The organism is Chryseobacterium polytrichastri (genome assembly GCF_900142445.1).
In the GTDB taxonomy this organism is placed as follows: Bacteria; Bacteroidota; Bacteroidia; order Flavobacteriales; family Weeksellaceae; genus Chryseobacterium; species Chryseobacterium polytrichastri.
Window position 1 is genome coordinate 44,664 of sequence record NZ_FRAV01000022.1, and the last position, 21,221, is coordinate 65,884.

The 21,221-nt window shown below is 33.7% G+C and carries 22 protein-coding genes and 1 pseudogene; all 23 read left to right on the forward strand.

From position 1 onward, the window contains the following. Positions 1–35: 35 nt before the first annotated feature. Positions 36–533 (forward strand): F0F1 ATP synthase subunit B, encoded by a 498-nt coding sequence (locus tag BUB80_RS14175; RefSeq protein ID WP_054509170.1) that lies wholly within the window; start codon positions 36–38, stop codon positions 531–533. A 2-nt stretch (positions 534–535) separates the two neighbouring features. Further along, on the forward strand, positions 536–1,075 hold the full coding sequence (gene atpH, locus BUB80_RS14180; protein WP_054509169.1) for an ATP synthase F1 subunit delta: 540 nt from the start codon (positions 536–538) through the stop codon (positions 1,073–1,075). A gap of 18 nt (positions 1,076–1,093) precedes the next feature. After that, positions 1,094–2,671, forward strand: a complete 1,578-nt coding sequence (atpA, locus tag BUB80_RS14185; protein ID WP_073293931.1) for a F0F1 ATP synthase subunit alpha — start codon at positions 1,094–1,096, stop codon at positions 2,669–2,671. Between the two features lie 84 nt (positions 2,672–2,755). Next, positions 2,756–3,625, forward strand: coding sequence for an ATP synthase F1 subunit gamma (gene atpG, locus BUB80_RS14190; RefSeq protein ID WP_073293933.1), 870 nt, complete (start codon positions 2,756–2,758; stop codon positions 3,623–3,625). Between the two features lie 104 nt (positions 3,626–3,729). Beyond that, on the forward strand, positions 3,730–5,088 hold the full coding sequence (locus BUB80_RS14195) for a hemolysin family protein (protein WP_073293935.1): 1,359 nt from the start codon (positions 3,730–3,732) through the stop codon (positions 5,086–5,088). A gap of 13 nt (positions 5,089–5,101) precedes the next feature. Further along, positions 5,102–5,407: an ATP-dependent Clp protease adaptor ClpS gene (locus BUB80_RS14200; protein ID WP_073293937.1), complete on the forward strand. Its 306-nt coding sequence runs from the start codon at positions 5,102–5,104 to the stop codon at positions 5,405–5,407. A 131-nt stretch (positions 5,408–5,538) separates the two neighbouring features. After that, a complete protein-coding gene (locus tag BUB80_RS14205; protein ID WP_073293939.1) occupies positions 5,539–7,383 on the forward strand; it encodes a T9SS type A sorting domain-containing protein in 1,845 nt (614 codons plus the stop codon). Between the two features lie 132 nt (positions 7,384–7,515). After that, a complete protein-coding gene (udk, locus tag BUB80_RS14210) occupies positions 7,516–8,130 on the forward strand; it encodes a uridine kinase (protein WP_054509163.1) in 615 nt (204 codons plus the stop codon). 1 nt (position 8,131) lies between these two features. Continuing rightward, positions 8,132–8,488: an FtsB family cell division protein gene (locus BUB80_RS14215; RefSeq protein ID WP_073293941.1), complete on the forward strand. Its 357-nt coding sequence runs from the start codon at positions 8,132–8,134 to the stop codon at positions 8,486–8,488. A gap of 93 nt (positions 8,489–8,581) precedes the next feature. Further along, positions 8,582–9,745, forward strand: coding sequence for a methylmalonyl-CoA mutase family protein (locus BUB80_RS14220; RefSeq protein WP_073293943.1), 1,164 nt, complete (start codon positions 8,582–8,584; stop codon positions 9,743–9,745). Next, entirely contained in the window at positions 9,745–10,185 is a 441-nt protein-coding gene (locus BUB80_RS14225; RefSeq protein WP_073293945.1) for a DinB family protein, read from the forward strand. Before BUB80_RS14220 ends, BUB80_RS14225 begins: the two co-directional genes overlap by 1 nt. Before the next feature lie 64 nt (positions 10,186–10,249). Continuing rightward, positions 10,250–10,630, forward strand: a pseudogene (locus BUB80_RS14230) (GxxExxY protein). A gap of 38 nt (positions 10,631–10,668) precedes the next feature. Next, positions 10,669–11,817 carry a class I SAM-dependent methyltransferase gene (locus tag BUB80_RS14235; RefSeq protein ID WP_073293948.1) on the forward strand — a complete coding sequence of 383 codons (1,149 nt, stop codon included), beginning with the start codon at positions 10,669–10,671 and terminating at the stop codon, positions 11,815–11,817. A 55-nt stretch (positions 11,818–11,872) separates the two neighbouring features. Continuing rightward, a complete protein-coding gene (locus BUB80_RS14240; protein WP_073293950.1) occupies positions 11,873–12,148 on the forward strand; it encodes a hypothetical protein in 276 nt (91 codons plus the stop codon). Positions 12,149–12,309: 161 nt separating this feature from the next. Continuing rightward, positions 12,310–13,689 carry a dipeptidase gene (locus BUB80_RS14245; RefSeq protein WP_073293952.1) on the forward strand — a complete coding sequence of 460 codons (1,380 nt, stop codon included), beginning with the start codon at positions 12,310–12,312 and terminating at the stop codon, positions 13,687–13,689. A 168-nt stretch (positions 13,690–13,857) separates the two neighbouring features. Further along, the gene (locus tag BUB80_RS14250; protein WP_073293954.1) at positions 13,858–14,565 is read left to right on the forward strand and encodes an SDR family oxidoreductase; all 708 of its coding nucleotides are present in this window, start codon (positions 13,858–13,860) and stop codon (positions 14,563–14,565) included. A 151-nt stretch (positions 14,566–14,716) separates the two neighbouring features. Continuing rightward, positions 14,717–15,463, forward strand: a complete 747-nt coding sequence (locus tag BUB80_RS14255) for an electron transfer flavoprotein subunit beta/FixA family protein (RefSeq protein ID WP_073293956.1) — start codon at positions 14,717–14,719, stop codon at positions 15,461–15,463. A gap of 42 nt (positions 15,464–15,505) precedes the next feature. Then, the gene (locus tag BUB80_RS14260; protein WP_073293958.1) at positions 15,506–16,453 is read left to right on the forward strand and encodes an electron transfer flavoprotein subunit alpha/FixB family protein; all 948 of its coding nucleotides are present in this window, start codon (positions 15,506–15,508) and stop codon (positions 16,451–16,453) included. 351 nt (positions 16,454–16,804) lie between these two features. After that, positions 16,805–17,404 carry a bifunctional nuclease family protein gene (locus BUB80_RS14265; protein WP_073293960.1) on the forward strand — a complete coding sequence of 200 codons (600 nt, stop codon included), beginning with the start codon at positions 16,805–16,807 and terminating at the stop codon, positions 17,402–17,404. Positions 17,405–17,425: 21 nt separating this feature from the next. Further along, positions 17,426–18,808, forward strand: coding sequence for a nucleoside permease (locus tag BUB80_RS14270; RefSeq protein WP_073293962.1), 1,383 nt, complete (start codon positions 17,426–17,428; stop codon positions 18,806–18,808). Between the two features lie 326 nt (positions 18,809–19,134). After that, entirely contained in the window at positions 19,135–19,536 is a 402-nt protein-coding gene (locus BUB80_RS14275; protein ID WP_073293964.1) for a hypothetical protein, read from the forward strand. Beyond that, on the forward strand, positions 19,533–19,982 hold the full coding sequence (locus BUB80_RS14280; protein WP_073293966.1) for a hypothetical protein: 450 nt from the start codon (positions 19,533–19,535) through the stop codon (positions 19,980–19,982). Before BUB80_RS14275 ends, BUB80_RS14280 begins: the two co-directional genes overlap by 4 nt. A 49-nt stretch (positions 19,983–20,031) precedes the next feature. After that, positions 20,032–21,210 carry an acetyl-CoA C-acyltransferase gene (locus BUB80_RS14285; RefSeq protein ID WP_073293968.1) on the forward strand — a complete coding sequence of 393 codons (1,179 nt, stop codon included), beginning with the start codon at positions 20,032–20,034 and terminating at the stop codon, positions 21,208–21,210. Positions 21,211–21,221 lie beyond the last annotated feature (11 nt).

Sequence of the window (21,221 nt, forward strand, 5' to 3'; positions counted from 1 at the left end):
AAGAAAAAAGTAATAATTTTTTATACATTAATATAATGGAATTAATTCATCAGTTTTCATCAGGATTATTTATTATCCAGTCTGTTATTTTTCTAGCACTATTATTTCTGTTAGGTAAATTCGCTTGGAAACCTATTTTAAAATCTATTAATGATAGAGAAACTTCTATTGTTGACGCTTTGAATCAAGCTAAATTGGCTAGAAAAGAAATGGAAACATTAAAAGAAGATAACGAAAGAATCATTCGCGAAGCTAAAATCGAAAGAGATGCTATCCTTAAAGAAGCTAGAGAAATTAAAGATAGAATCGTAGGTGAAGCTAAAGATGCTGCTAAAACTGAAGGAGATAAATTGATCGAAGCTGCGAAACAGACTATCAATGCTGAGAAAAATGCTGCAATGGCAGACATCAAATCTCAAATTGGTACTTTATCTGTAAACATTGCTGAATCTATTTTGAAGCAAAAATTAGACAACAACGAAGCTCAGAACGAGTTGGTTCAAAATTATTTAAACAAATCTAATCTTAACTAAGAATGCTTACATCTAAAGTAGCTAAAAGATACGCGCAGGGTTTGCTTGAGTTCACTAATGAAACAGGTCAAACAGCTACTGTATTTTCTGAAATGAAAGATGTTGCGAAATTGATGTCTCAATCTACGGATTTGAACAAATTTTTCTTAACACCTTACATTGATGCTAAAAAGAAAGTAGAGGTAGCAAAAGAGATTTTCAAAAGCTTGTCGGCTTCTTCTCAAAATTTAATCACATTGGTTATCAGACATGGTCGTGAAAACCAATTGAAAAATATTGCTCAGGAATACATCAACAAAGTTGAAGATATTAATGGGGTACAAAGAATAACTCTTACGACTGCAACTCAACTTTCGAAAGAAAATATCGATCAGATATTAAGTTCTACAAACTTAGTAAAAGCAGGTTCAAACTTTGATTTGAAGCTAAATGTAAATCCTGATCTTTTAGGAGGTTACATTTTAAGAGTAGGAGATCAGCAGGTAGATGCCTCTGTGAAAACTAAGCTTAATCACATTAAAAAAGATTTTCAGTTAAATTAAGACAAAAACAACCATACAATGGCAGAAATAAATCCGGCAGAAGTATCTGCGATCTTAAAACAGCAATTGGCCAACTTCGATACTCAATCAAACGTTGAGGAAGTAGGTACAGTTTTAACCATCGGTGATGGTATTGCTCGTGTATACGGGTTAGAAAACGTACAATACGGAGAGTTGGTGAAATTTTCTAGTGATGTAGAAGGTATTGTACTTAACCTTGAAGAAGACAACGTAGGTGTTGCTTTACTTGGTGAAAGTAAATTAGTAAAAGAAGGAGACACCGTAAGAAGAACAAACAGAATCTCTTCTATTAAAGTAGGAGAAGGTATGTTAGGTAGAGTAGTTGATACTCTTGGTAATCCTATCGATGGGAAAGGTCCTATCTCTGGTGAGTTATATGAAATGCCATTGGAAAGAAAGGCTCCTGGAGTTATCTTCAGACAGCCGGTAACTGAGCCTTTACAAACAGGTATCGTTGCTATTGACTCTATGATTCCTGTAGGAAGAGGTCAGAGAGAGCTTATCATTGGTGACAGACAGACAGGTAAAACTACTGTTGCTATTGATACGATCATCAACCAAAAAGAATTTTTTGACGCTGGGCAACCAGTATATTGTATATATGTTGCAATTGGGCAAAAAGCTTCTACAGTAGCACAAATCGTTAAAACGCTTTCTGATAAAGGAGCTTTGGCGTATACTGTAATCGTTGCTGCTAACGCATCAGATCCAGTTCCAATGCAGGTATATTCTGCAATGGCAGGTGCATCTATTGGTGAGTTCTTCAGAGACACTGGTAGACCGGCATTAATCATTTATGATGATTTATCTAAACAAGCGGTAGCTTACCGTGAGCTTTCTCTTCTATTGAGAAGACCACCGGGACGTGAGGCTTACCCTGGAGACGTTTTCTATCTTCACTCAAGATTATTGGAAAGAGCTGCAAAAGTAATCGCTGATGATAAAATTGCTAGCCAAATGAATGATTTACCTGAGTCTTTAAGACCAATCGTAAAAGGTGGTGGTTCATTAACTGCACTTCCAATTATCGAAACTCAGGCTGGTGACGTTTCTGCGTATATTCCAACTAACGTAATCTCTATTACTGACGGACAGATCTTCTTGGAGTCTGACTTGTTCAACTCAGGGGTTCGTCCTGCAATCAACGTAGGGATCTCTGTATCGAGAGTAGGAGGTAACGCTCAGATCAAATCAATGAAAAAAGTTTCTGGTACTCTTAAATTAGACCAGGCTCAATATAAAGAATTGGAAGCGTTTGCTAAATTCGGTTCTGATCTTGATGCTTCTACTTTAGCAGTTATCTCTAAAGGAGAAAGAAACGTAGAGCTTCTTAAGCAACCAGTAAATTCTCCACTTCCTGTAGATAGCCAAGTTGCTATGATTTATGCCGGTACAGAGAACTTAATGAGAAACGTTCCTATCAAAAAAGTAAAAGAATTCCAAATTGAGTATATCGCGTTCTTAAGATCTAAGCATCCTGAAACAATGGCTGCTCTTAAAGCTGGAAAGATCGACAACGATATTACAGCTGTTCTTAAGCAGGCGGCTAACGATTTAGCTTCTAAATATAACTAAAATTAGTTGATGATTGTTGGTTGATAGTTGACGGAATTTTCTAAAACTAGCAACCAACAACCGACAACCAACAACTAACCCAATATGGCAAACTTAAAAGAAATACGAGGAAGAATCAGTTCAATTTCATCTACGATGCAAATCACGCGTGCTATGAAAATGGTTTCGGCAGCGAAGCTTAAAAAAGCACAGGATGCAATCGTAATGTTAAGACCTTATTCTGAAAAACTACAGGAGATTATCCAGAATGTAAATTCTAGTTCAGATCCTGATCAGGTTTCTATTTATGCTCAAAAAAGAGAAGTTAAAAAAGTACTTTTCATCGCTGTTACTTCAAACAGAGGTTTGGCGGGTGCTTTCAACTCATCTATTGTAAAAGAACTTAATATTCAGTTTGATAAGAACGCTCAATACGATGTTGAAGTTCTTACAATTGGTAAAAAAGCTCATGATGCTGTAAGAAGAACTCGTACAGTATATGCTAATGGAAGTAATGTTTTTGATAATTTGACTTTTGAAGCAGTTTCTAATCTTACTGAAGCAGTAATGAGTAGTTTCGTGGAAGGTAAGTTTGACGAAGTTTATTTAATTTATAATAAATTTGTTAATGCTGCTACTCAGGAAGTTACTACTGAGCAAGTTCTTCCTATTCATATGGCAGAAGTTGATGCAACAAAACCTCAAGTAGAAACAGATTATATTTTTGAGCCAAACAAAGCTGAGATCTTAGATAATTTGATTCCAAAGTCTATTAAAACTCAGGTTTTCAAAGGTGTTTTAGATTCTGTAGCATCTGAACATGGAGCGAGAATGACTGCAATGCACAAAGCAACAGACAATGCTCAATCTATGAAAAATGATTTAGTAATCTATTACAACAAAGCAAGACAGGCTGCTATTACAAATGAGATCCTAGAGATCGTTTCTGGAGCAGAAGCCTTGAAAAATTCGTAAAGAATTAATTTAACATACTATTAAAGCATCGATATCCTCGATGCTTTTTTTGTTATTTTTATTTTGTATATCTTTGTAGTCAATTAAATATATATAATTTCTAAATGGACTCGGACATAGTCAGGCTTTTGTTAGCCTTGTTTCTAGTATTACTTAATGGCTTTTTCGTAGCCGCAGAATTTTCAATTGTTAAAGTTCGTTATTCACAAATCCAATTAAAAGCAGCCGAAGGTAATTCTATGGCTAAGCAGGCAGAGCATATTATCAAGCATCTTGATGAATATCTTTCTGCTACTCAGTTAGGTATCACATTGGCATCGCTAGCATTGGGTTGGGTAGGAGAAAGTGCTCTCCACCATGTTGTAGACAATATTTTCCACACGTTGGAAGTAGAATTGGCTCAAACAACAATCACCACAATTTCGGTGGTTACCAGTTTTGTTTTAATTACGGTGATGCATATTGTATTTGGAGAGCTTATTCCAAAATCAATTGCCATCAGAAAATCGGAAGCAACTACAATGGCAACAGCAGTTCCGTTGAGAGTTTTTTATACAGTGTTTAAACCATTTATTTGGTTGATGAATTTAATGTCTAATACTTTTTTACGATTAGTAAAGATACATCCTGCATCTGAACAGGAAATTCACTCTACTGAAGAACTTCAGCTTTTGGTAAAACAAAGTGCTGATAGCGGTGAAATTGAAGAAGAGAACTATGAGATCATTAAAAATGCATTTGATTTTACAGATCATTCTGCAAAGCAGATCATGGTTCCCAGACAGAATATTACATCAATTGATTTTGAGGAAGCTATTGATGAAATAATTAATAAAATTATGGATAGCGGGTATTCTAGAATTCCTGTTTATCTTAATTCTATTGATAATGTGATTGGTATTTTATATACAAAAGAAATTATCAGAGAGTTTGTTAAAAGAAAAGGCGAAATTAATCATGATGATCTGAAAGAAATGATGCGTGATGCATTCTTTGTGGTAGGAAGTAAGAAAATTTCTGATTTATTAAAGATTTTCCAACAAAAGAAACAGCATTTAGCTATTGTAATTGACGAATTTGGTGGTACCGAAGGAATCATCACACTTGAAGATATTTTAGAAGAATTGGTAGGCGAAATTCAGGATGAAGAGGATGATGAAGAAAAATTAGTAGATAAGATTGCTGAAAACACATATTGGGTACAGGCTACACAACCTTTAGACGAGATCAACGAGCATTTGCCTAAAAAATTACCTCTTTCTGAAGAAAGTGAATATAACTCATTGGCCGGTCTTATTCTTCATGAATTGCAAGATATCCCGGAAGAGAACCAAGAATTTGACTTGTTGAATTATCATTTCAAAATTTTGAAAATGAATAATAAAAGCGTAGAGCTTGTAGAATTGGTTTACGAAGGACCAAACACTGTGAGTGATCTCGCAGATAAATTAGGAGAAGCTTAAAAATAATTAAATAATGATTTTTTATAACAGTATAAAAGATTACGAAGATCCGAAACGTCAATATGAAGAAGAAGTCCTCGTACTAGATGAAACAGATGATGTTTATAAACTAATCTTACATAATGATGACATTCACACATTTGATTATGTGATTGATTGTTTGATGGAAATTTGCAAACATACTTTAGAACAAGCCGAACAATGCACTATTTTGATACATTATAAAGGAAAATGCACGGTGAAAACAGGATCTATGGATGTTTTAAAACCCATGCATGAAAGACTGCTTTCGAGGGAATTAACAAGTGAAATCGTATAAATCTAAACTCTAACAATTGTTAGAGTTTTTTTGTTTTTTTAATTAAATTCATTTTTATGTGAAATAATATTATTGAAATAAATGAATTTCAATAATGTTTTACTATTTTAGAGTACTTAAAAAAGCATTATATGAAATTAAAAATTAATTCTTTAATCTTGGGTTGTGTTATTTCCTGTTCAGGATTACTAGCTCAGGAATCATCTTTAGAAGCTCCGGCAAAAAGATGGATTAATGAAAATTCGAGAAGTTTGGGTATTCAAAGCTTCAGCCAACTACAATTAAACTTTGTAAAGAAAGGAAATGCGGGCGAGACTTTGCGCTTCCAGCAGATGATTAAAAATGTGCCTGTTTTTCAATCAGAAATTGTAGTACATTTTAATAAAGAAGGAAAGATTACATATACTTCTTCGGAAAGTTTGAAAAAACAGATAAAAGATATTAATATAAACCCTTCTTTTACAAATTCAGAAGCTCTTAAGAAGGCTCATGTAGCTTCAAACACGAAAGGAGAAATAACTTTTGAAGAAAACAAACTGTTCGTTTATCTTACAGAAGCAGGTGATACAAAGCTTGTTTACAGAGTTCTTACAAGTTCTCATGATCATCCGGGAAGCTGGGAAACAATTGTAGATGCACAAAACGGAAATGTATTGAGCGTAAAAGATATCGCCAATTATCATCATGATAAAAATGAGAATCCAAAACCTTCAAAAAAAAATCAAAAGAAAGAAATAAGCGCTAAGAAAGTTCTTGTTTCAGGTTCGGGATATATTTTCAATCCGGATCCGCTTTCTAAAATGCAGATGGCTTATGGAGGGCAGTATGTAGATAATAATGATGCTACCAATCCTAGCCTTGATGCGGCCAGATCTTTAGTTACCATTCCAGAATTAGATTTTACAGCAGGAGTATATAAGTTAAAAGGATCTTATGCTGAAATTAAAGATCTTGAGACACCTTCTACAGGGCTATTTACTCAGGCTACGAATCAATTCTTATTCAATAGAAATGATCAGGGATTTGAAGCTGTAAATGCCTATTGGCATATCGATAACAGCTTACGTTACATTAATGAAACATTAAATATTGTTTGTAAACCATTAACCAATGAAGGAATATTATGGTATGATCCACATGGTTTGGATGGGGATGATAATTCTTATTACAATAATGGAAGATTAGTTTTTGGAGAAGGAGGGGTAGATGATGCTGAAGATGCAGACGTTGTTTTGCATGAATTAGGGCATGGGCTCCACGATTGGTTAACCAATGGAAGTTTGTCTCAGGTTCAGGGGCTAAGTGAAGGCTGCGGAGACTATTGGGCGCAATCATACAGCAGAAGCTTAGGTCAGTGGCCTTCATCTACACCAGCTTATAATTGGATGTTCAGTTGGGATGGGCATAATGAATATTGGTCAGGAAGAATTACAAACTATTCTGTTTTGTATCCGGGATCAGGAGCAATCCATACAAGAGGGCAAATATGGGCTTCCGCTTTGATGAGAATATATGATAAGATTGGAAGAGCAAAAACGGATAGAGCCTTTTTAGAAGGATTAACAATGACGGATTCAAGTACGAATCAGCAAAATGCAGCTATTGCAGTAAGACAGGCTGCTATTGATATGCTTGGGCAATTCGGATTCGCGTGTGGGGATATCACAACAATGACCCAAGAATTTACTGCTGCAGGATATGTTTTACCGGCGTACAATTGTGTACTAAGCGTAGATGATGTTGCTAAAAAAGAAGTAATTGCTATCTATCCGAATCCTGTTTCTGATATTTTGAATATTTCAATGAAAATAAATAAAGAGGAAAAAGTAGAGATCTACAATATGGAAGGAAGAAAAGTCTTAGAAACAACCATTAATAATGGTAAAAATACAATTAATGTTTCTCACCTTCAAACAGGTGACTATATTTTGAGTAGTAAAGGACTAGGTTTATCTACCAAATTTATCAAAAAATAAGAGTGTAAAATATCTATTGAAATCCGGTGTTTTGAGCATCGGATTTTTTTATTGGGTAAATTCCGTCACCATTATTTTATTTGCATTGATCTAAAATGGTATATTTGTAAAAACTATATAGAAACAAAAAGAATGCTAGTAATAGGAATTGCAGGAGGTACAGGATCCGGCAAAACTACGGTTGTGGATAAAATTATTCAACAGCTTGATATCGAAGGAATGAATATTTTATCTCAGGATAATTATTACCATGATAATCATAATTTAACGCTAACAGAAAGAGAAGCACTGAATTATGATCACCCAAAGTCTATAGATTTTGAACTCATGCTGAAGCACGTAAAAGCGCTGAAAAACAATGAAGCAATAGAACAGCCTATTTATAGCTTTGTAACCCATTCCAGAACTGGAGATCATGTTACCGTAGAACCTAAAAATGTATTGGTGGTAGAAGGTATTTTAGTACTTACGAATAAAGAACTATTGAAAGAGTTTGATTTGAAGGTATTTGTTCATGCAGACTCGGACGAAAGGTTAATAAGGCGTATCAGGAGAGACACCCAGGAAAGGGGAAGAGATCTGAGTGAAGTATTACACCGTTATCAGACTACTTTAAAACCGATGCATCAGGAATTTATTGAGCCCTCTAAAAACGAGGCTGATCTTATTATTCCAAATATGAGACAAAATTCCGTAGCGATTGATTTTTTAACTACCGTTATCAAAAACTCGTTGAGAAAACACTAAAATGGAAGAAAATAAACTTATTAAAGAAATTAAACCAAAGTCAGAGACTTTTATATTTATTAAGAATTATATTTTTAATAAGTACGTGCTTACGATCTGTCTCTTCTTGGTTTGGATGGTTTTCTTTGATAAAACTTCGTTCTTGGTTATTAATGAACTCAATGGTGAGATCAGTAAATACGAAGAACAATTAGAATATTATAAAACTGAATATGCAAAAAATGATACGTTTTATAAGAAGCTAATGAACAATAAATCGGAAAAAGAAAAATACGCAAGAGAAAATTATTTTATGAAAAAACCAAATGAAGAAATCTTTATTTTGGTTGTTGACAGCACAAATGTTGCTAAAAAATAATTTTAAAAAGCGAATGATGATGAGTCAATTCGTTTTGCTAGTCAATTTTTAAAGATTTATTGGATTACTAATTACCTATTACTCATAATTGATATGTCAAATACAAATACTTTTCCCAACTGGGAAAATTTAGTAAAAAAGCAACTTAAGACAGAAGATATTTACACTATTCTGAAAAAAGAAAATTTAGAAGGAATTGAGGTGAAACCTTTTTACGATTCGGTTCAAAAACCTTTAGTAAACCTTCCAAAAGTTGAAGAAAGTACGCATTTGGTGGCAAAGTATCATGAAAGCTTAGAAGATGATGTTTTCGCTTTTATATTGGATCATAATGTTGAAAATCTTGATGAAAAAACGATTTTCATTAATAATAAAGATCTGGCGGAACATATAAGCCCTGAAGATAGCGATCAGTATTTTTCGTTGATTGATGTATTTGATGAGAAAAATGGAACAATTAATGATCAGCTGGCAAGAGAATTATTAGCAAAAGAATTTAAAAGAAACATTTGCGTTGATATTTCTCTTCATCAAAATGCCGGAGCTGCAATTTATCAGCAATTAGGGATTGCTTTGGCGAAAGCAAAAGAACTGATAGAAGTTTATGGACAGGAAATTGTAAATAAATTGATATTCAAAATTGCGGTAGGAGGAAATTATTTCTTTGAAACAGCGAAATTGAGAGCTTTTAAACTGGTTTTTAACCAGCTTTCTAAAGAATATGGATTAGATGAGATTCCTTATATTTTTGCAGAAACTTCATTGAGAAATAAAGCAACTGTAGACAGTGAAAATAATCTTATTCGCTCAACATTAGAGCTTGCTTCTGCGATGATTGGAGGGGCTGATGCTGTTTACAGTACGAATTATGCTGTTGAAAAAAGTACGGAAAATTCAGAAGAAATATCTTTCAAGCAACAGATTGTCTTAGCATATGAAAGTATTATCAATGTCTTTGAAGATGCTGCTAACGGCAGTTATTATGTTGAAGATATTACCCAGCAGATTGCAGAAAAGTCTTGGGCTTTCTTTGTAGAAATTGAAGAAGCAGGAGGGTATCTGGAACTTTTAAAGCAGGGAACACTTCAGAAAAAGATTTACGATCAGGCTATTGAAGAGCAAAAATGGGTAGAAGAAGGCAAGATAAAGATCATCGGAGTTAATTTATATCCAAAATTAGACGTTAAAAAATCTATTACTGAGCTGTATGACGAAAAGCAAATAAAGGCTGTTCGTTGGGCTGAAATGTTTGAATAATGAAAGAAAAATTAATTGATTTATTTGAATATACTTATCATTTTAACCAAAAAATGATTACAGTTATTTCTGAAAATATCTCAAAAGTAGATGAGAAGACCATCAGTTTAATTAATCATACTTTAAATGCCCAGCAAATCTGGAACTCAAGAGTTTTAGGAGAAGCGTCTTTCGAAGTTTGGCAGATGAATCCTTTTGAAAATCTACAGGAAATTAATCAGCAAAACCTTAAAAACAGCATTCAAATTATTGAAAGTTCAGATTTTGACCAGAGAATTGAATATCAAAATTCAAAAGGAACAAAGTTTGAAAACACTATTTTTGAAATGCTTTTTCAAGCCATCAATCATTCAACATACCATAGAGGGCAAATTAATGCTCTGTTGAAACAAAACGGAATTGCTCCTATATTAACGGATTATATTTTTTATAAAAGATAAATTTTACTCCCACAGATTTCGCAGATTTTCACAGATTTTTCACATTTGCTGTAAACATATAAGAATGACTGAAAATGAAATAAGTTTTTATATCAGAAAATCTATATTTTCTGTGTATAATGAGCTGGGACCAGGATTATTAGAAAAGGTTTATGAAAAAATATTAGTTCATGAATTAAAAGATTTAGGATTAAATGTTAACTATCAAGTTCCTATTCCAATAAAATATAAAGGTATTTTTATAGAATCAAGTTTTATTGCTGATATTATTGTAAATGAAAAAGTAATTATTGAAATAAAATAGATTCCGGAAATTAATAATGTCCACGACAAACAGCTACTAACATATTTAAAACTAACAGGATTAAAATTAGGAATATTAGTCAATTTTAATACCGATTATATTGACAAAAATATTTTCCGAAAAATAAATGAAACGTTCTAAAAAATAAGCACAATCATCTGTGAAAATCTGTGAGATCTGTGGGAAATAAAACACTAAACAAAGAAACCCAAAACTACATCAATGCAAATCTAACCACAGACTTGCATTCACTGTTATTAAAAAAATCTCCATTTCCTGAGGTTTCTATGCAGGAAATTGTTCAACAAATCAAAGGAAAACAAGTCGCGCAGAGGAAATTTCCATTTTTACTAAAAGAAGGGATTGTTTTTCCACCACAGCTTAATTTGGAGCAGTCTTCTTCAGAAAAAACAGCGTTGTATAAATCTGAAATTTTAAAAGGAAAGAAGTTCATTGATCTGACCAGTGGTTTCGGAATTGATGCTTATTATCTTTCTCGAAATTTTGATGAAATTACCCTCATTGAACAGAATTCTGAGCTTTTGGAGATCGTTGAACATAATTGGACTGTCTTAGAAAAGAAAGCGAAATTTATCAATCAGAAACTAGAAGATTTCCTTACTAAAAATAAAGAAAGCTTTGATGTTGTTTATTTAGACCCTGCAAGAAGGGATAATAATAAAAACAAAGTCTTTTTATTGGAAGATCTTTCGCCTAATATTCTTGAAATTCAAAAAAAATTACTTTCGATTTCAAATGAAGTGGTGATTAAACTATCTCCATTGATTGATTTGAAATATCTTGTATCTGTATTGCCGAATATTTTCAGAATTGAAATTATTGCATTGAAAAATGATGTAAAAGAAGTTGTAGTATTTTTATCCAATGAAAATTTTGGAAAGATTATTTGTAAATGTATCAACTTAGAAAGCGGAGAATCTGACCTTGAATATCAGTTTGGAGATGAAGAAAATGCAAATGCAACGTATTCTGAACCTGAAAAATTCATTTATATTCCTAATCACTCTATTTTAAAGGCGGGAATTTTTAATTTGATCTCAGAAAAATTTAATCTGAAAAAACTTCATCCTAATAGTCATTTTTATACCTCTGACGAGAAAATAAATAATTTTCCTGGAAGAGTAATTGAAGTTAAAGTAATTGATAGTAAGGAGATTAAAAAGAAAGAGCAGTTTAATATTATCTCTAAAAATTACCCGTTAAAACCGGAAGAACTCAAAAAGAAATACGGACTAAAAGACGGTGGTGAGCACTACCTTATTTTTACACAATCCAAAAAAGGTAAAATTATTTTAAAATCAATATAAAAATGTTGCCGAAAAAAGCAAGTTTTCTTAATTTTGGGCAATCAAAAATTTAGGCATGAGAAAATTAATTATATGTTTAGCTATTGCAACTGTAGCTGTAAGCTGTAAAAAGATACAAGCTGGAGGAAATAAGAATATCATTAAATTGGAAGAAGGAGCAGAAAGATATTCTGATGATCACCAGGGAGGTACTGAAGCTCACGGTCACGAAGGTGCTGCAGAGCATAAAGAAGCGGCTACCGCTGAAAAACACGGGGCTGAAGCTCCAAAAGCAGATAGTACAGCTGCTGTAAAACCTGCAGAAGCTGATAAAGCGAAAGCTGAACACTAATTATTTTAGAAAAATATAAAGAATATCCTGCAGAAATGTAGGATATTTTTTATTTAGTTAAACGCTTAACTTTCAAAAGTTAACTATCTTATAGAAAATCATATGTTTTTATTTGCTCCTGCTGTGCATATTTTCTAATTTTATCGAAACAAATTTTTACAATGCAAGAGACATTAAATTACATTAACGAAAACAAACAACGTTTCGTAGATGAATTATTTGAGTTACTAAGAATTCCTTCTATTTCTGCAGACCCTGCTTATAAAGATGACGTATTGAAATGTGCAGATGTTGTTGCAGAATATCTAACAAAAGCTGGAGCCGACAATGTTGAAGTATGCCAAACAAAAGGGTATCCTATTGTTTTTGGTGAGAAGTTTTTAGACAGTAACCTACCTACCGTTTTGGTATATGGACATTATGATGTTCAGCCTGCGGACCCATTAGAACTGTGGACAAAACCACCTTTTGAGCCATATATAGAGAAGACTGAACTTCATCCTGAAGGGGCAATCTTCGCAAGAGGTTCTGCTGATGATAAAGGACAGTTCTTCATGCACCTGAAGGCTTTTGAAGCGATGATGAAGACCAATTCTCTTCCTTGTAATGTTAAATTTATCTTAGAAGGTGAGGAGGAAGTAGGCTCTGTAAGCTTAGGAGATTTCGTTAATGAAAACAAAGAGAAATTATCATGCGACTGTATTTTAATTTCAGATACTCATATTTATAGTAATGAACAGCCAACGGTAACCACAGGTTTAAGAGGATTGAGCTATGTTGAAGTTGAGATCGAAGGTCCAAACAGAGATTTACATTCAGGGCTTTACGGTGGAGCGGTTCCAAACCCAATTCACGTTCTTTCTAGAATGATTGCTGGCTTGATTGATGAAGACGGACAAATTACAATTGATGGATTTTATGATAGCGTAGAAGACGTTTCCGAAAATGATAGAGCTATTATGAATAAATTGGAGGACAATCCTGAGGAATTCAAAAAATCTATCGGATTAGAAGGATTAGAAGGAGAAGAGGGGTATACAACCTTGGAAAGAACATCTATCCGTCCTACATTAGATTGCAACGGAATTTGGGGTGGTTATACAGGAGAAGGCGCTAAAACAGTTATCCCTTCAAAAGCTTCGGCTAAAATTTCTATGCGTTTGGTTCCTTATCAGACTCCGGAAGAGATCACAGAAAAGTTCACGAAGCATTTTATAAACATTGCTCCGGATAATGTAAGAGTAAAAGTAACGCCACATCATGGAGGTATGCCTTACGTATTACCTACAGATACCAAAGAATTCTTAGCCGCAAAACAAGCAATGGAAGCTACATTTGATAAAGAAGTTCTTCCTTTCAGAGGTGGAGGTAGTATTCCTATTACTGCGATGTTTGAGCAGGTTTTAGGTGCTAAGTCTGTGTTAATGGGATTCGGATTAGATTCGGATGCTATTCACTCTCCAAACGAACACTACGGATTGTTTAATTTCTATAAAGGAATTGAAAGTATCCCATTATTTTTTGAGAATTATTCAAAATAATTTACCAACATATATTTACAGAAACGCTCTTATTCAGAGCGTTTTTTATTGTTATATCCAGATATTTGGGAATACAGTTATAAATAATAGATTAATGACAAATATTAGTATTGATAAAACGCTCCAATTGGGGCGTTTTTGTTATTTTAGAAAACTAAAAACAAAGACATGTTAGAAAATAAAGTCGCATATATAACAGGAGGAACCAAAGGAATAGGTTTTGGGATTGCAAAAATTTTGCTTGAAAACGGTATTTCGGTGGCATTTTCGGGGAGGAAAAAAGAAGATGTAGAGAAAGCGGAGAATGATCTTAAGCAATATTCTGAGAATGTTGTAGGAATTGTTTCTGATGTGAAGATTTTAGGCAATGAAGAAGGAGCAGTAAAAAAGACAATAGAAAAGTTTGGTAGACTTGATTTTGTGATTGCCAATGCTGGATTAGGAATTTTCAAGCCAGTAGACGAATTATCGGCTGAAGAGTGGAATGATATGATAGAGACCAATCTTACAGGAGTTTTCTATACGTTAAAGGCATCTGTTGAAGAGTTAAAGAAATCTGAAGGATATTATATTACGGTTTCAAGTTTGGCAGGCGCTAATTTCTTTGAAAATGGAACAGGTTATAATGCATCAAAATTTGGAGTCGTTGGTTTTACCCAAGCAGCCATGATTGATTTAAGAAAATACAACATCAAATCAACTGTAATAATGCCCGGTTCGGTGGCTACAAATTTCAATGGAAATGTACCTTCTGAAAAAGACGAATGGAAGATTCAGCCTGAAGATATGGGGAATTTGATATTAGATATTTTAAGGATGAATCCTAGGGTTTTACCAAGTAAGATAGAGTTTAGGGCAAGCAAACCAGGCAGGTAAGTACATCTAATGTATTGAATAATAAAATAATAAGTATTATGCATGCATAATATATTTTTTATTTATATTTACAGGAATTAATAAAAACAAAATCTCTGCATAAAGCGATAAAGTTTTATGTCATAAAAAGGGAAACAATAAAATAGTACACATGAAAATATTAGTTTGTATTAGTAGTGTTCCGGATACTACTTCCAAAATTAACTTTACAGCAGACAAATCTGCTTTCGACAAAAACGGAATTCAGTGGGTGATCAATCCATTAGACGAATTTGCGTTAACAAAAGCAGTTAAACTTCAGGAGTCTCAGGGAGCTAATGTAACAGTAATCAATGTAGGAGATGCAGCTACGGAACCGGTAATCAGAAAAGCTTTGGCAATTGGTGCTAATGATGCAGTAAGAGTAAATCTTGATCCTCAGGATAGTTATTCTACAGCAAAAGAAATTGCTGCTGTTGCTCAAAACGGTGGATATGATTTGATCCTTTGTGGTAAAGAATCTATTGATTATAATGGAGGGTCTGTTCCAGGAATGGTGGCTCAGTTATTAAATCAGCCTTTTGTAAATGCATCTGTAGGTTTAGAAGTAAACGGAAGCGAAGCTACTGCAGTAAGAGAAATTGAAGGAGGTAAAGAAACTATTTCTGTGAAATTACCTGCTGTTATTGCTGGCCAAAAAGGATTGGTAGATGAGAAAGATCTTATTATTCCAAACATGAGAGGGATTATGTCTGCAAGAACTAAAGCTTTACAAGTTGTAGAGCCTACTTCATCAGAAGTGAAAGTTCAGGGAGTTTCTTATGATAGCGTTCCTCCAAGAGCTGCTGTGAAGCTTGTTTCTCCGGATAATTTAGATGAATTAGTAAGATTACTTCACGAAGAAGCTAAAGTTATCTAATCTTTTAATCATTAAATTTTTTAATCATTTAATTTTAAAACAATGGCAGTATTCGTATACGCAGAAAATATAAATGGAGTTTACAAAAAAGCAGCTTTCGAGGCAGTTTCTTATGCTAAGGCAGTTGCAGACCAAGCTGGAGATACCGTTACGGCAATCTCTGTAAACCCTACAGATTCTTCAGATTTATTGTATAAATATGGAGCATCAAATGTTATCAATATCAAAGACGAAGGTCTTAAAAGCTTTTCAGCTAAAGCATACGCTCAGGCTGTAAGTGAAGTAGCTAACGGAAACATTATCGTTTTCCCTCATACTACAGATGCTTCTTCAATTGCTCCAATGTTGGCAGTAATGAATGGTTTTGCCTTAATTACAAATACATTGGCGGCTCCGGAAAGTCTTTCTCCATTCCAGGTGAAAAGAAGAGCTTTCTCTGGAAAAGGTTTTATGCACGCAAAAGCGGAAGGGAATAATGTAATTCTTACAGTTTCTCAAAATGCTTTCGGTGTTAAAGAAAATGCAGTTTCAGGTGCTGAGGAAGTGAAAAACTTATCAGTGGCTAACGAAGATACTAAAGTGATCTCTCACGAGCAAAGTTCTGGGAAATTAGATCTTAAAGAAGCTGAAGTAGTAGTTTCTGCAGGTAGAGGATTGAAAGGTCCTGAAAACTGGGGAATGATTGAAGAATTAGCAAATGTTTTAGGGGCTGCTACAGCTTGTTCTAAGCCAGTTTCTGACATCGGTTGGAGACCTCACACAGAGCACGTTGGACAGACTGGTAAAGCAATTTCTCCAAATCTTTATATTGCAGTAGGTATTTCGGGAGCTATTCAGCACTTAGCTGGAGTAAACTCTTCTAAAACTATCGTTGTAATCAACAGTGATCCTGAAGCTCCGTTCTTCAAATCTGCTGATTATGGAGTCGTAGGAGACGCTTTCCAAATTATTCCTGCATTAACTGAGAAGATTAAGGCTATTAAAGGATAAAAACAATCCTATCAATAATACAAACACCAAAGGTTATTCTTTGGTGTTTTTTTTAGGACAATAACGAAATCATTAAAAGTAAATGATAGTTCTTGAAAAGGGATTGTAATTAATTGTTAAGGTGATTTTTTCACGGTAAAGTATTGTTTACTATAAGGTTATATTTTTGACTGTATTTTTATTAAATTGAAATTAAAAAAATAATCATTTTTATAGCTTTATTTAAGCTTTAATGTGCTTTTTACCACATTTTCACCCCTATAATTTTCCAGTTATTTAGTATCTTTACAGGCTTTTATTTTTGACTAAAAATAGAAACCTGCAATAAAAAATTAAATTATATTTGTAGCTATGGATTATAAGCAGCTAATTATACGCGGAATATCGTACAGCCAGACCCAATCAGGTGCGTACGCTTTGTTATTGGAACATGAAGAATCACACATAAAATTACCTGTTGTTATAGGAAATTTCGAGGCACAATCTATTTCTCTTGGCTTAGAGAAAGATATTCATCCACCTCGTCCACTTACTCACGATTTATTTACAAAATTTATCACCTCTGCAAATTATGAGCTCATCTCTGTGATCATTTATCAGATTGTAGATGGTGTTTTCTTTTCAAATATTAATTTCAAAAATAAGAGTAATGATGAAGAATTAATTCTTGATGCCAGAACTTCTGATGCAGTAGCAATGGCAGTAAGATTTGATGCTCCTATTTTTACGACTCAGCAAGTATTAAATGAAGCGGGAATTCTCTTGGAGCTGGAAGATGTTGCCAAAGAAGATCAACCGTTTTCAGAAACTGTTCAGGCTGAGGATAATTTAATATCTCTTTCTATGGAAGAGCTTCAGAAGCTATTGGATGAAGCGGTAAAAGAAGAAGATTATGACACTGCTTTGGAGATCCAGGAGGAAATCAAAAGGAGGAAAAAGAAAATTGACTAAAAGAGATATTTTACACTAACTATGAATTTAAAACTACGATTGACCATCCTTAGTTTTCTTCAGTTTTTTGTCTGGGGAGCATGGCTTATTACGATGGCTAACTTTTGGTTCGGTACAAAACATTGGGATGGAACTCAGTTTGGAGCTGTTTTCGGAACAATGGGGATCGCTTCCATTTTTATGCCGACCATTACTGGGATTATTGCCGACAGATGGGTGAATGCAGAACGAATTTTTTCCGTTTTACAAGTTCTTTACGGGGTTACACTTTTTATTTTACCACATACAGAAACCCCAAGCTCTTTTTACTTGATAATGCTTGTCGCAATGTGTTTTTATATGCCGACAATCGCTCTTGCAAACTCTATTTCTTATACGGTTTTGAAGAACAGTAATCTGGATGTTGTTAAAGATTTTCCTCCTATTCGTGTTTGGGGAACTATTGGATTTATTGTTGCCATGTGGGTTACCAATCTTACAGGAAATAAAGCCACAGAAGGGCAATTTTATATTGGAGGAGTAGCAGCAATTATTTTGGGGATTTACGCATTAACTTTACCTAAATGCCCGCCACAGAAATTAATAGATAAAAGCACTTCTATATTTGAACAATTAGGTCTGAATGCATTTAAGCTATTTACTAATTATAAAACGGCTTTATTTTTCGGATTTTCGATGCTTTTGGGAGCTGCGTTACAGTTAACAAACGCTTACGGAGACGTATTTTTGAGTGAGTTTTCTCATTTTCCTAAATATGCAGAATCTTTTGTAGTTCAGAGATCAACGATTGTAATGTCCATTTCTCAGGTTTCTGAGACGCTATTTATTTTGGCGATTCCTTTCTTTTTAAAGAGATACGGAATTAAAAAGGTAATGTTAATTTCAATGTTTGCATGGGTTTTAAGATTTGGATTCTTTGCATACGGAACTCCGGAAGGATATGGTGTTTCATTAATCATTTTATCTTGTATTGTTTACGGAATGGCTTTCGATTTCTTTAATATTTCGGGCTCTCTCTTCGTAGAAACAACAACGGATAAAAAACTTCGTTCTTCTGCACAAGGGTTGTTTATGATGATGACCAATGGTTTTGGAGCTTATTTTGGAAGTAATCTTGCGGGTTGGGCAATTGATAAATTCTTCACGCATAAATTTGTAAATGCTACAGAATTATCAACTTATTTGGATACAACGCCAAATAATCCTTCTTTTCTTGAGATCCTTAAAAACACCTTCAATTCTGCTGTAAATGCTGATGGAACTTTAACTTCTGCAGTAATGCTAAGAGACTGGACAAATATTTGGTTGGCTTTTGCAGCTTATGCTTTTGTATTAGCTATTCTTTTTGCTGTTTTATTTAAGCATGAACATAAACCTGAAGATGTTTCTTCAGTAAACCATTAATTCAATAAATTAATTATTAAAATACAAAATGCACTTTTGAGAAAAGGTGCATTTTTCGTTTTTTCAAGTAGTCTTTTATAAATTTTACCGTTTTATAGTTCATATATATAATATTGTTAATATGGGCATTAAATATGGACGTAAAAACATAATGAATTGATGAATGTTAATTTTTAATTAATTGATAAAAGTTTGTTTTTATTACGGAATGTTTAAAATTATAATCTTTATTTTGAAACTAACGATTGTTTGGATGCGAATAATTTGTTTTTAAAACACACTGATATAAAGTGTGTTTTTTTTTGTATTTTGGCACTTTAAGAATTATGAAAAATATTCAGTTATTAGGATTGTTATTGGTGGTTGTGGGTAGTTTTTTGCCCTTAGTCCACGTTCCGATTATAGGTAATTGGAATTACTGGAAGCTAGACCATTCTTTGGCCATTACCTGTTGGATTCTTTCTGCAGGTGCCCTTTTTGGAATCGTGAATAACAGTGCGAAAATCGCAAGAACTTTTGCTGTTCTTTTAATTCTTTTATTCATTCTTAGTTTGATTGCTGTTAAAGTTCAGTCTTTAGATTATTTCAGTTTTTTACCTTTTAAATCTTGGAGAGAAACTTTTGCAGGAGTAGTTAAATTAAAATGGGGTTGGGCAATTGAATTCCTAGGTGCTTTTATAATAATTTTAGCAAAAAATAATAAAGTAAATAACAAAACACAGATATGAAGTACATAAAAACAATCTCCGTTGCATTATTGTTTTTGAGTGTTTCTCAAATAGACGCTCAGAAAAAAACAACTGCTGATACTGCTAAAAAAGAAGCAACGCAGCAAAAACCTGTTGATAATCCTACCAAATGTAGTAATATAAAGGAAGGTACATTTTTACGAATCAATTACCCAAAAAATCTTTGGTATATGACGGTAAAAGATAATGTGCAGACGGAATATTATAATGATGGGAAAGATCATATAAAATCTAGTCTTGTTTTTGTGGATGACTGTAATTATAAGTTGATTGTTCTTGAAAAAACAGAGGAAGCAAACCGCATAAAAGTAGGAGATGTTTTCAGTAATAAAGTGATTGCAACGCAGGATAATTATATTAAAATTCAAAGTAAGATTGATAATGAACAATTTGATTTGGTTTTAATAAAAGCAAAAACAAAATAACAGAAAGCTTTACTATAAAGTTTAAAATAGAAAAAATAAAGATATACACATGAAAGAAGTATTCATCGTTTCTGCAGTAAGAACTCCAATGGGGAGTTTCTTAGGAAGTTTATCAACTGTTCCGGCTACAAAGTTAGGATCAGCTGCAGTAAAAGGAGCATTAGATAAAATTGGTCTAGATCCTAAAAATGTTCAGGAAATCTATATGGGTAACGTATTACAGGCAGGTGAAGGACAGGCTCCGGCTCGTCAGGTTGCTTTAGGAGCGGGACTTTCCAATGAAACTATCGCTACAACGATTAATAAAGTTTGTGCTTCAGGAATGAAAGCAGTAAGTATGGCTGCACAGGCAATCAAAGCTGGTGATGCAGACGTAATTGTTGCTGGAGGTATGGAAAACATGTCTTCAGTTCCTCATTATTATAATGCAAGAAACGCTACAAAATTAGGAGACGTTAAAATGCAGGACGGAATGGTTCTAGACGGTCTTACAGACGTTTACAACAAAGTTCACATGGGAGTTTGTGCTGAAAAATGTGCAACTGACTATAATATTACAAGAGAAGAGCAAGATAATTTTGCAATAGAATCTTACAAAAGATCTGCAAAAGCATGGAGCGAAGGGAAATTTGCTGATGAGGTTGTTCCTGTATCAATTCCTCAAAGAAAAGGAGATCCAATCATTTTCGCTGAAGATGAAGAATACAAAGCAGTAAAATTCGATAAACTCCCAACGCTTCCAACTGTATTTAAGAAAGAAGGAGGAACAGTAACTGCTGCTAATGCATCTACTTTAAATGATGGTGCTTCTGCATTAATTCTTGTTTCTAAAGAAAAAATGGAAGAACTAGGTCTTAAGCCTTTAGCAAGAATTGTTTCTTATGCTGATGCTGCTCAAGAGCCTGAAAACTTTACTACAGCACCTGCAAAAGCGTTACCAATTGCTCTTAAAAAAGCTGGTTTAACACTTGCAGATATTGATTTCTTCGAATTTAACGAAGCATTTTCTGTAGTAGGTTTAGCAAACAATAAGATCTTAGGATTGGATGCCGCTAAAGTAAACGTAAACGGAGGAGCGGTAGCGCTAGGACACCCACTGGGAAGTTCAGGTTCTAGAATCATTGTTACTTTAATCAATGTTTTAAAACAAAATAATGCAAAATATGGTGCTGCAGCGATCTGTAATGGAGGCGGTGGTGCATCTGCAATTGTTATTGAGAATTTATAATACTTTTTAAA

Coding starts and splice junctions, on each gene's coding strand:
- BUB80_RS14175 (WP_054509170.1), top strand. CDS start 36: ATGGAATTAATTCATCAGTTTTCATCAGGATTATTTATTATCCAGTCT.
- atpH (WP_054509169.1), top strand. CDS start 536: ATGCTTACATCTAAAGTAGCTAAAAGATACGCGCAGGGTTTGCTTGAG.
- atpA (WP_073293931.1), top strand. CDS start 1,094: ATGGCAGAAATAAATCCGGCAGAAGTATCTGCGATCTTAAAACAGCAA.
- atpG (WP_073293933.1), top strand. CDS start 2,756: ATGGCAAACTTAAAAGAAATACGAGGAAGAATCAGTTCAATTTCATCT.
- BUB80_RS14195 (WP_073293935.1), top strand. CDS start 3,730: ATGGACTCGGACATAGTCAGGCTTTTGTTAGCCTTGTTTCTAGTATTA.
- BUB80_RS14200 (WP_073293937.1), top strand. CDS start 5,102: ATGATTTTTTATAACAGTATAAAAGATTACGAAGATCCGAAACGTCAA.
- BUB80_RS14205 (WP_073293939.1), top strand. CDS start 5,539: ATGAAATTAAAAATTAATTCTTTAATCTTGGGTTGTGTTATTTCCTGT.
- udk (WP_054509163.1), top strand. CDS start 7,516: ATGCTAGTAATAGGAATTGCAGGAGGTACAGGATCCGGCAAAACTACG.
- BUB80_RS14215 (WP_073293941.1), top strand. CDS start 8,132: ATGGAAGAAAATAAACTTATTAAAGAAATTAAACCAAAGTCAGAGACT.
- BUB80_RS14220 (WP_073293943.1), top strand. CDS start 8,582: ATGTCAAATACAAATACTTTTCCCAACTGGGAAAATTTAGTAAAAAAG.
- BUB80_RS14225 (WP_073293945.1), top strand. CDS start 9,745: ATGAAAGAAAAATTAATTGATTTATTTGAATATACTTATCATTTTAAC.
- BUB80_RS14240 (WP_073293950.1), top strand. CDS start 11,873: ATGAGAAAATTAATTATATGTTTAGCTATTGCAACTGTAGCTGTAAGC.
- BUB80_RS14245 (WP_073293952.1), top strand. CDS start 12,310: ATGCAAGAGACATTAAATTACATTAACGAAAACAAACAACGTTTCGTA.
- BUB80_RS14250 (WP_073293954.1), top strand. CDS start 13,858: ATGTTAGAAAATAAAGTCGCATATATAACAGGAGGAACCAAAGGAATA.
- BUB80_RS14255 (WP_073293956.1), top strand. CDS start 14,717: ATGAAAATATTAGTTTGTATTAGTAGTGTTCCGGATACTACTTCCAAA.
- BUB80_RS14260 (WP_073293958.1), top strand. CDS start 15,506: ATGGCAGTATTCGTATACGCAGAAAATATAAATGGAGTTTACAAAAAA.
- BUB80_RS14265 (WP_073293960.1), top strand. CDS start 16,805: ATGGATTATAAGCAGCTAATTATACGCGGAATATCGTACAGCCAGACC.
- BUB80_RS14270 (WP_073293962.1), top strand. CDS start 17,426: ATGAATTTAAAACTACGATTGACCATCCTTAGTTTTCTTCAGTTTTTT.
- BUB80_RS14275 (WP_073293964.1), top strand. CDS start 19,135: ATGAAAAATATTCAGTTATTAGGATTGTTATTGGTGGTTGTGGGTAGT.
- BUB80_RS14280 (WP_073293966.1), top strand. CDS start 19,533: ATGAAGTACATAAAAACAATCTCCGTTGCATTATTGTTTTTGAGTGTT.
- BUB80_RS14285 (WP_073293968.1), top strand. CDS start 20,032: ATGAAAGAAGTATTCATCGTTTCTGCAGTAAGAACTCCAATGGGGAGT.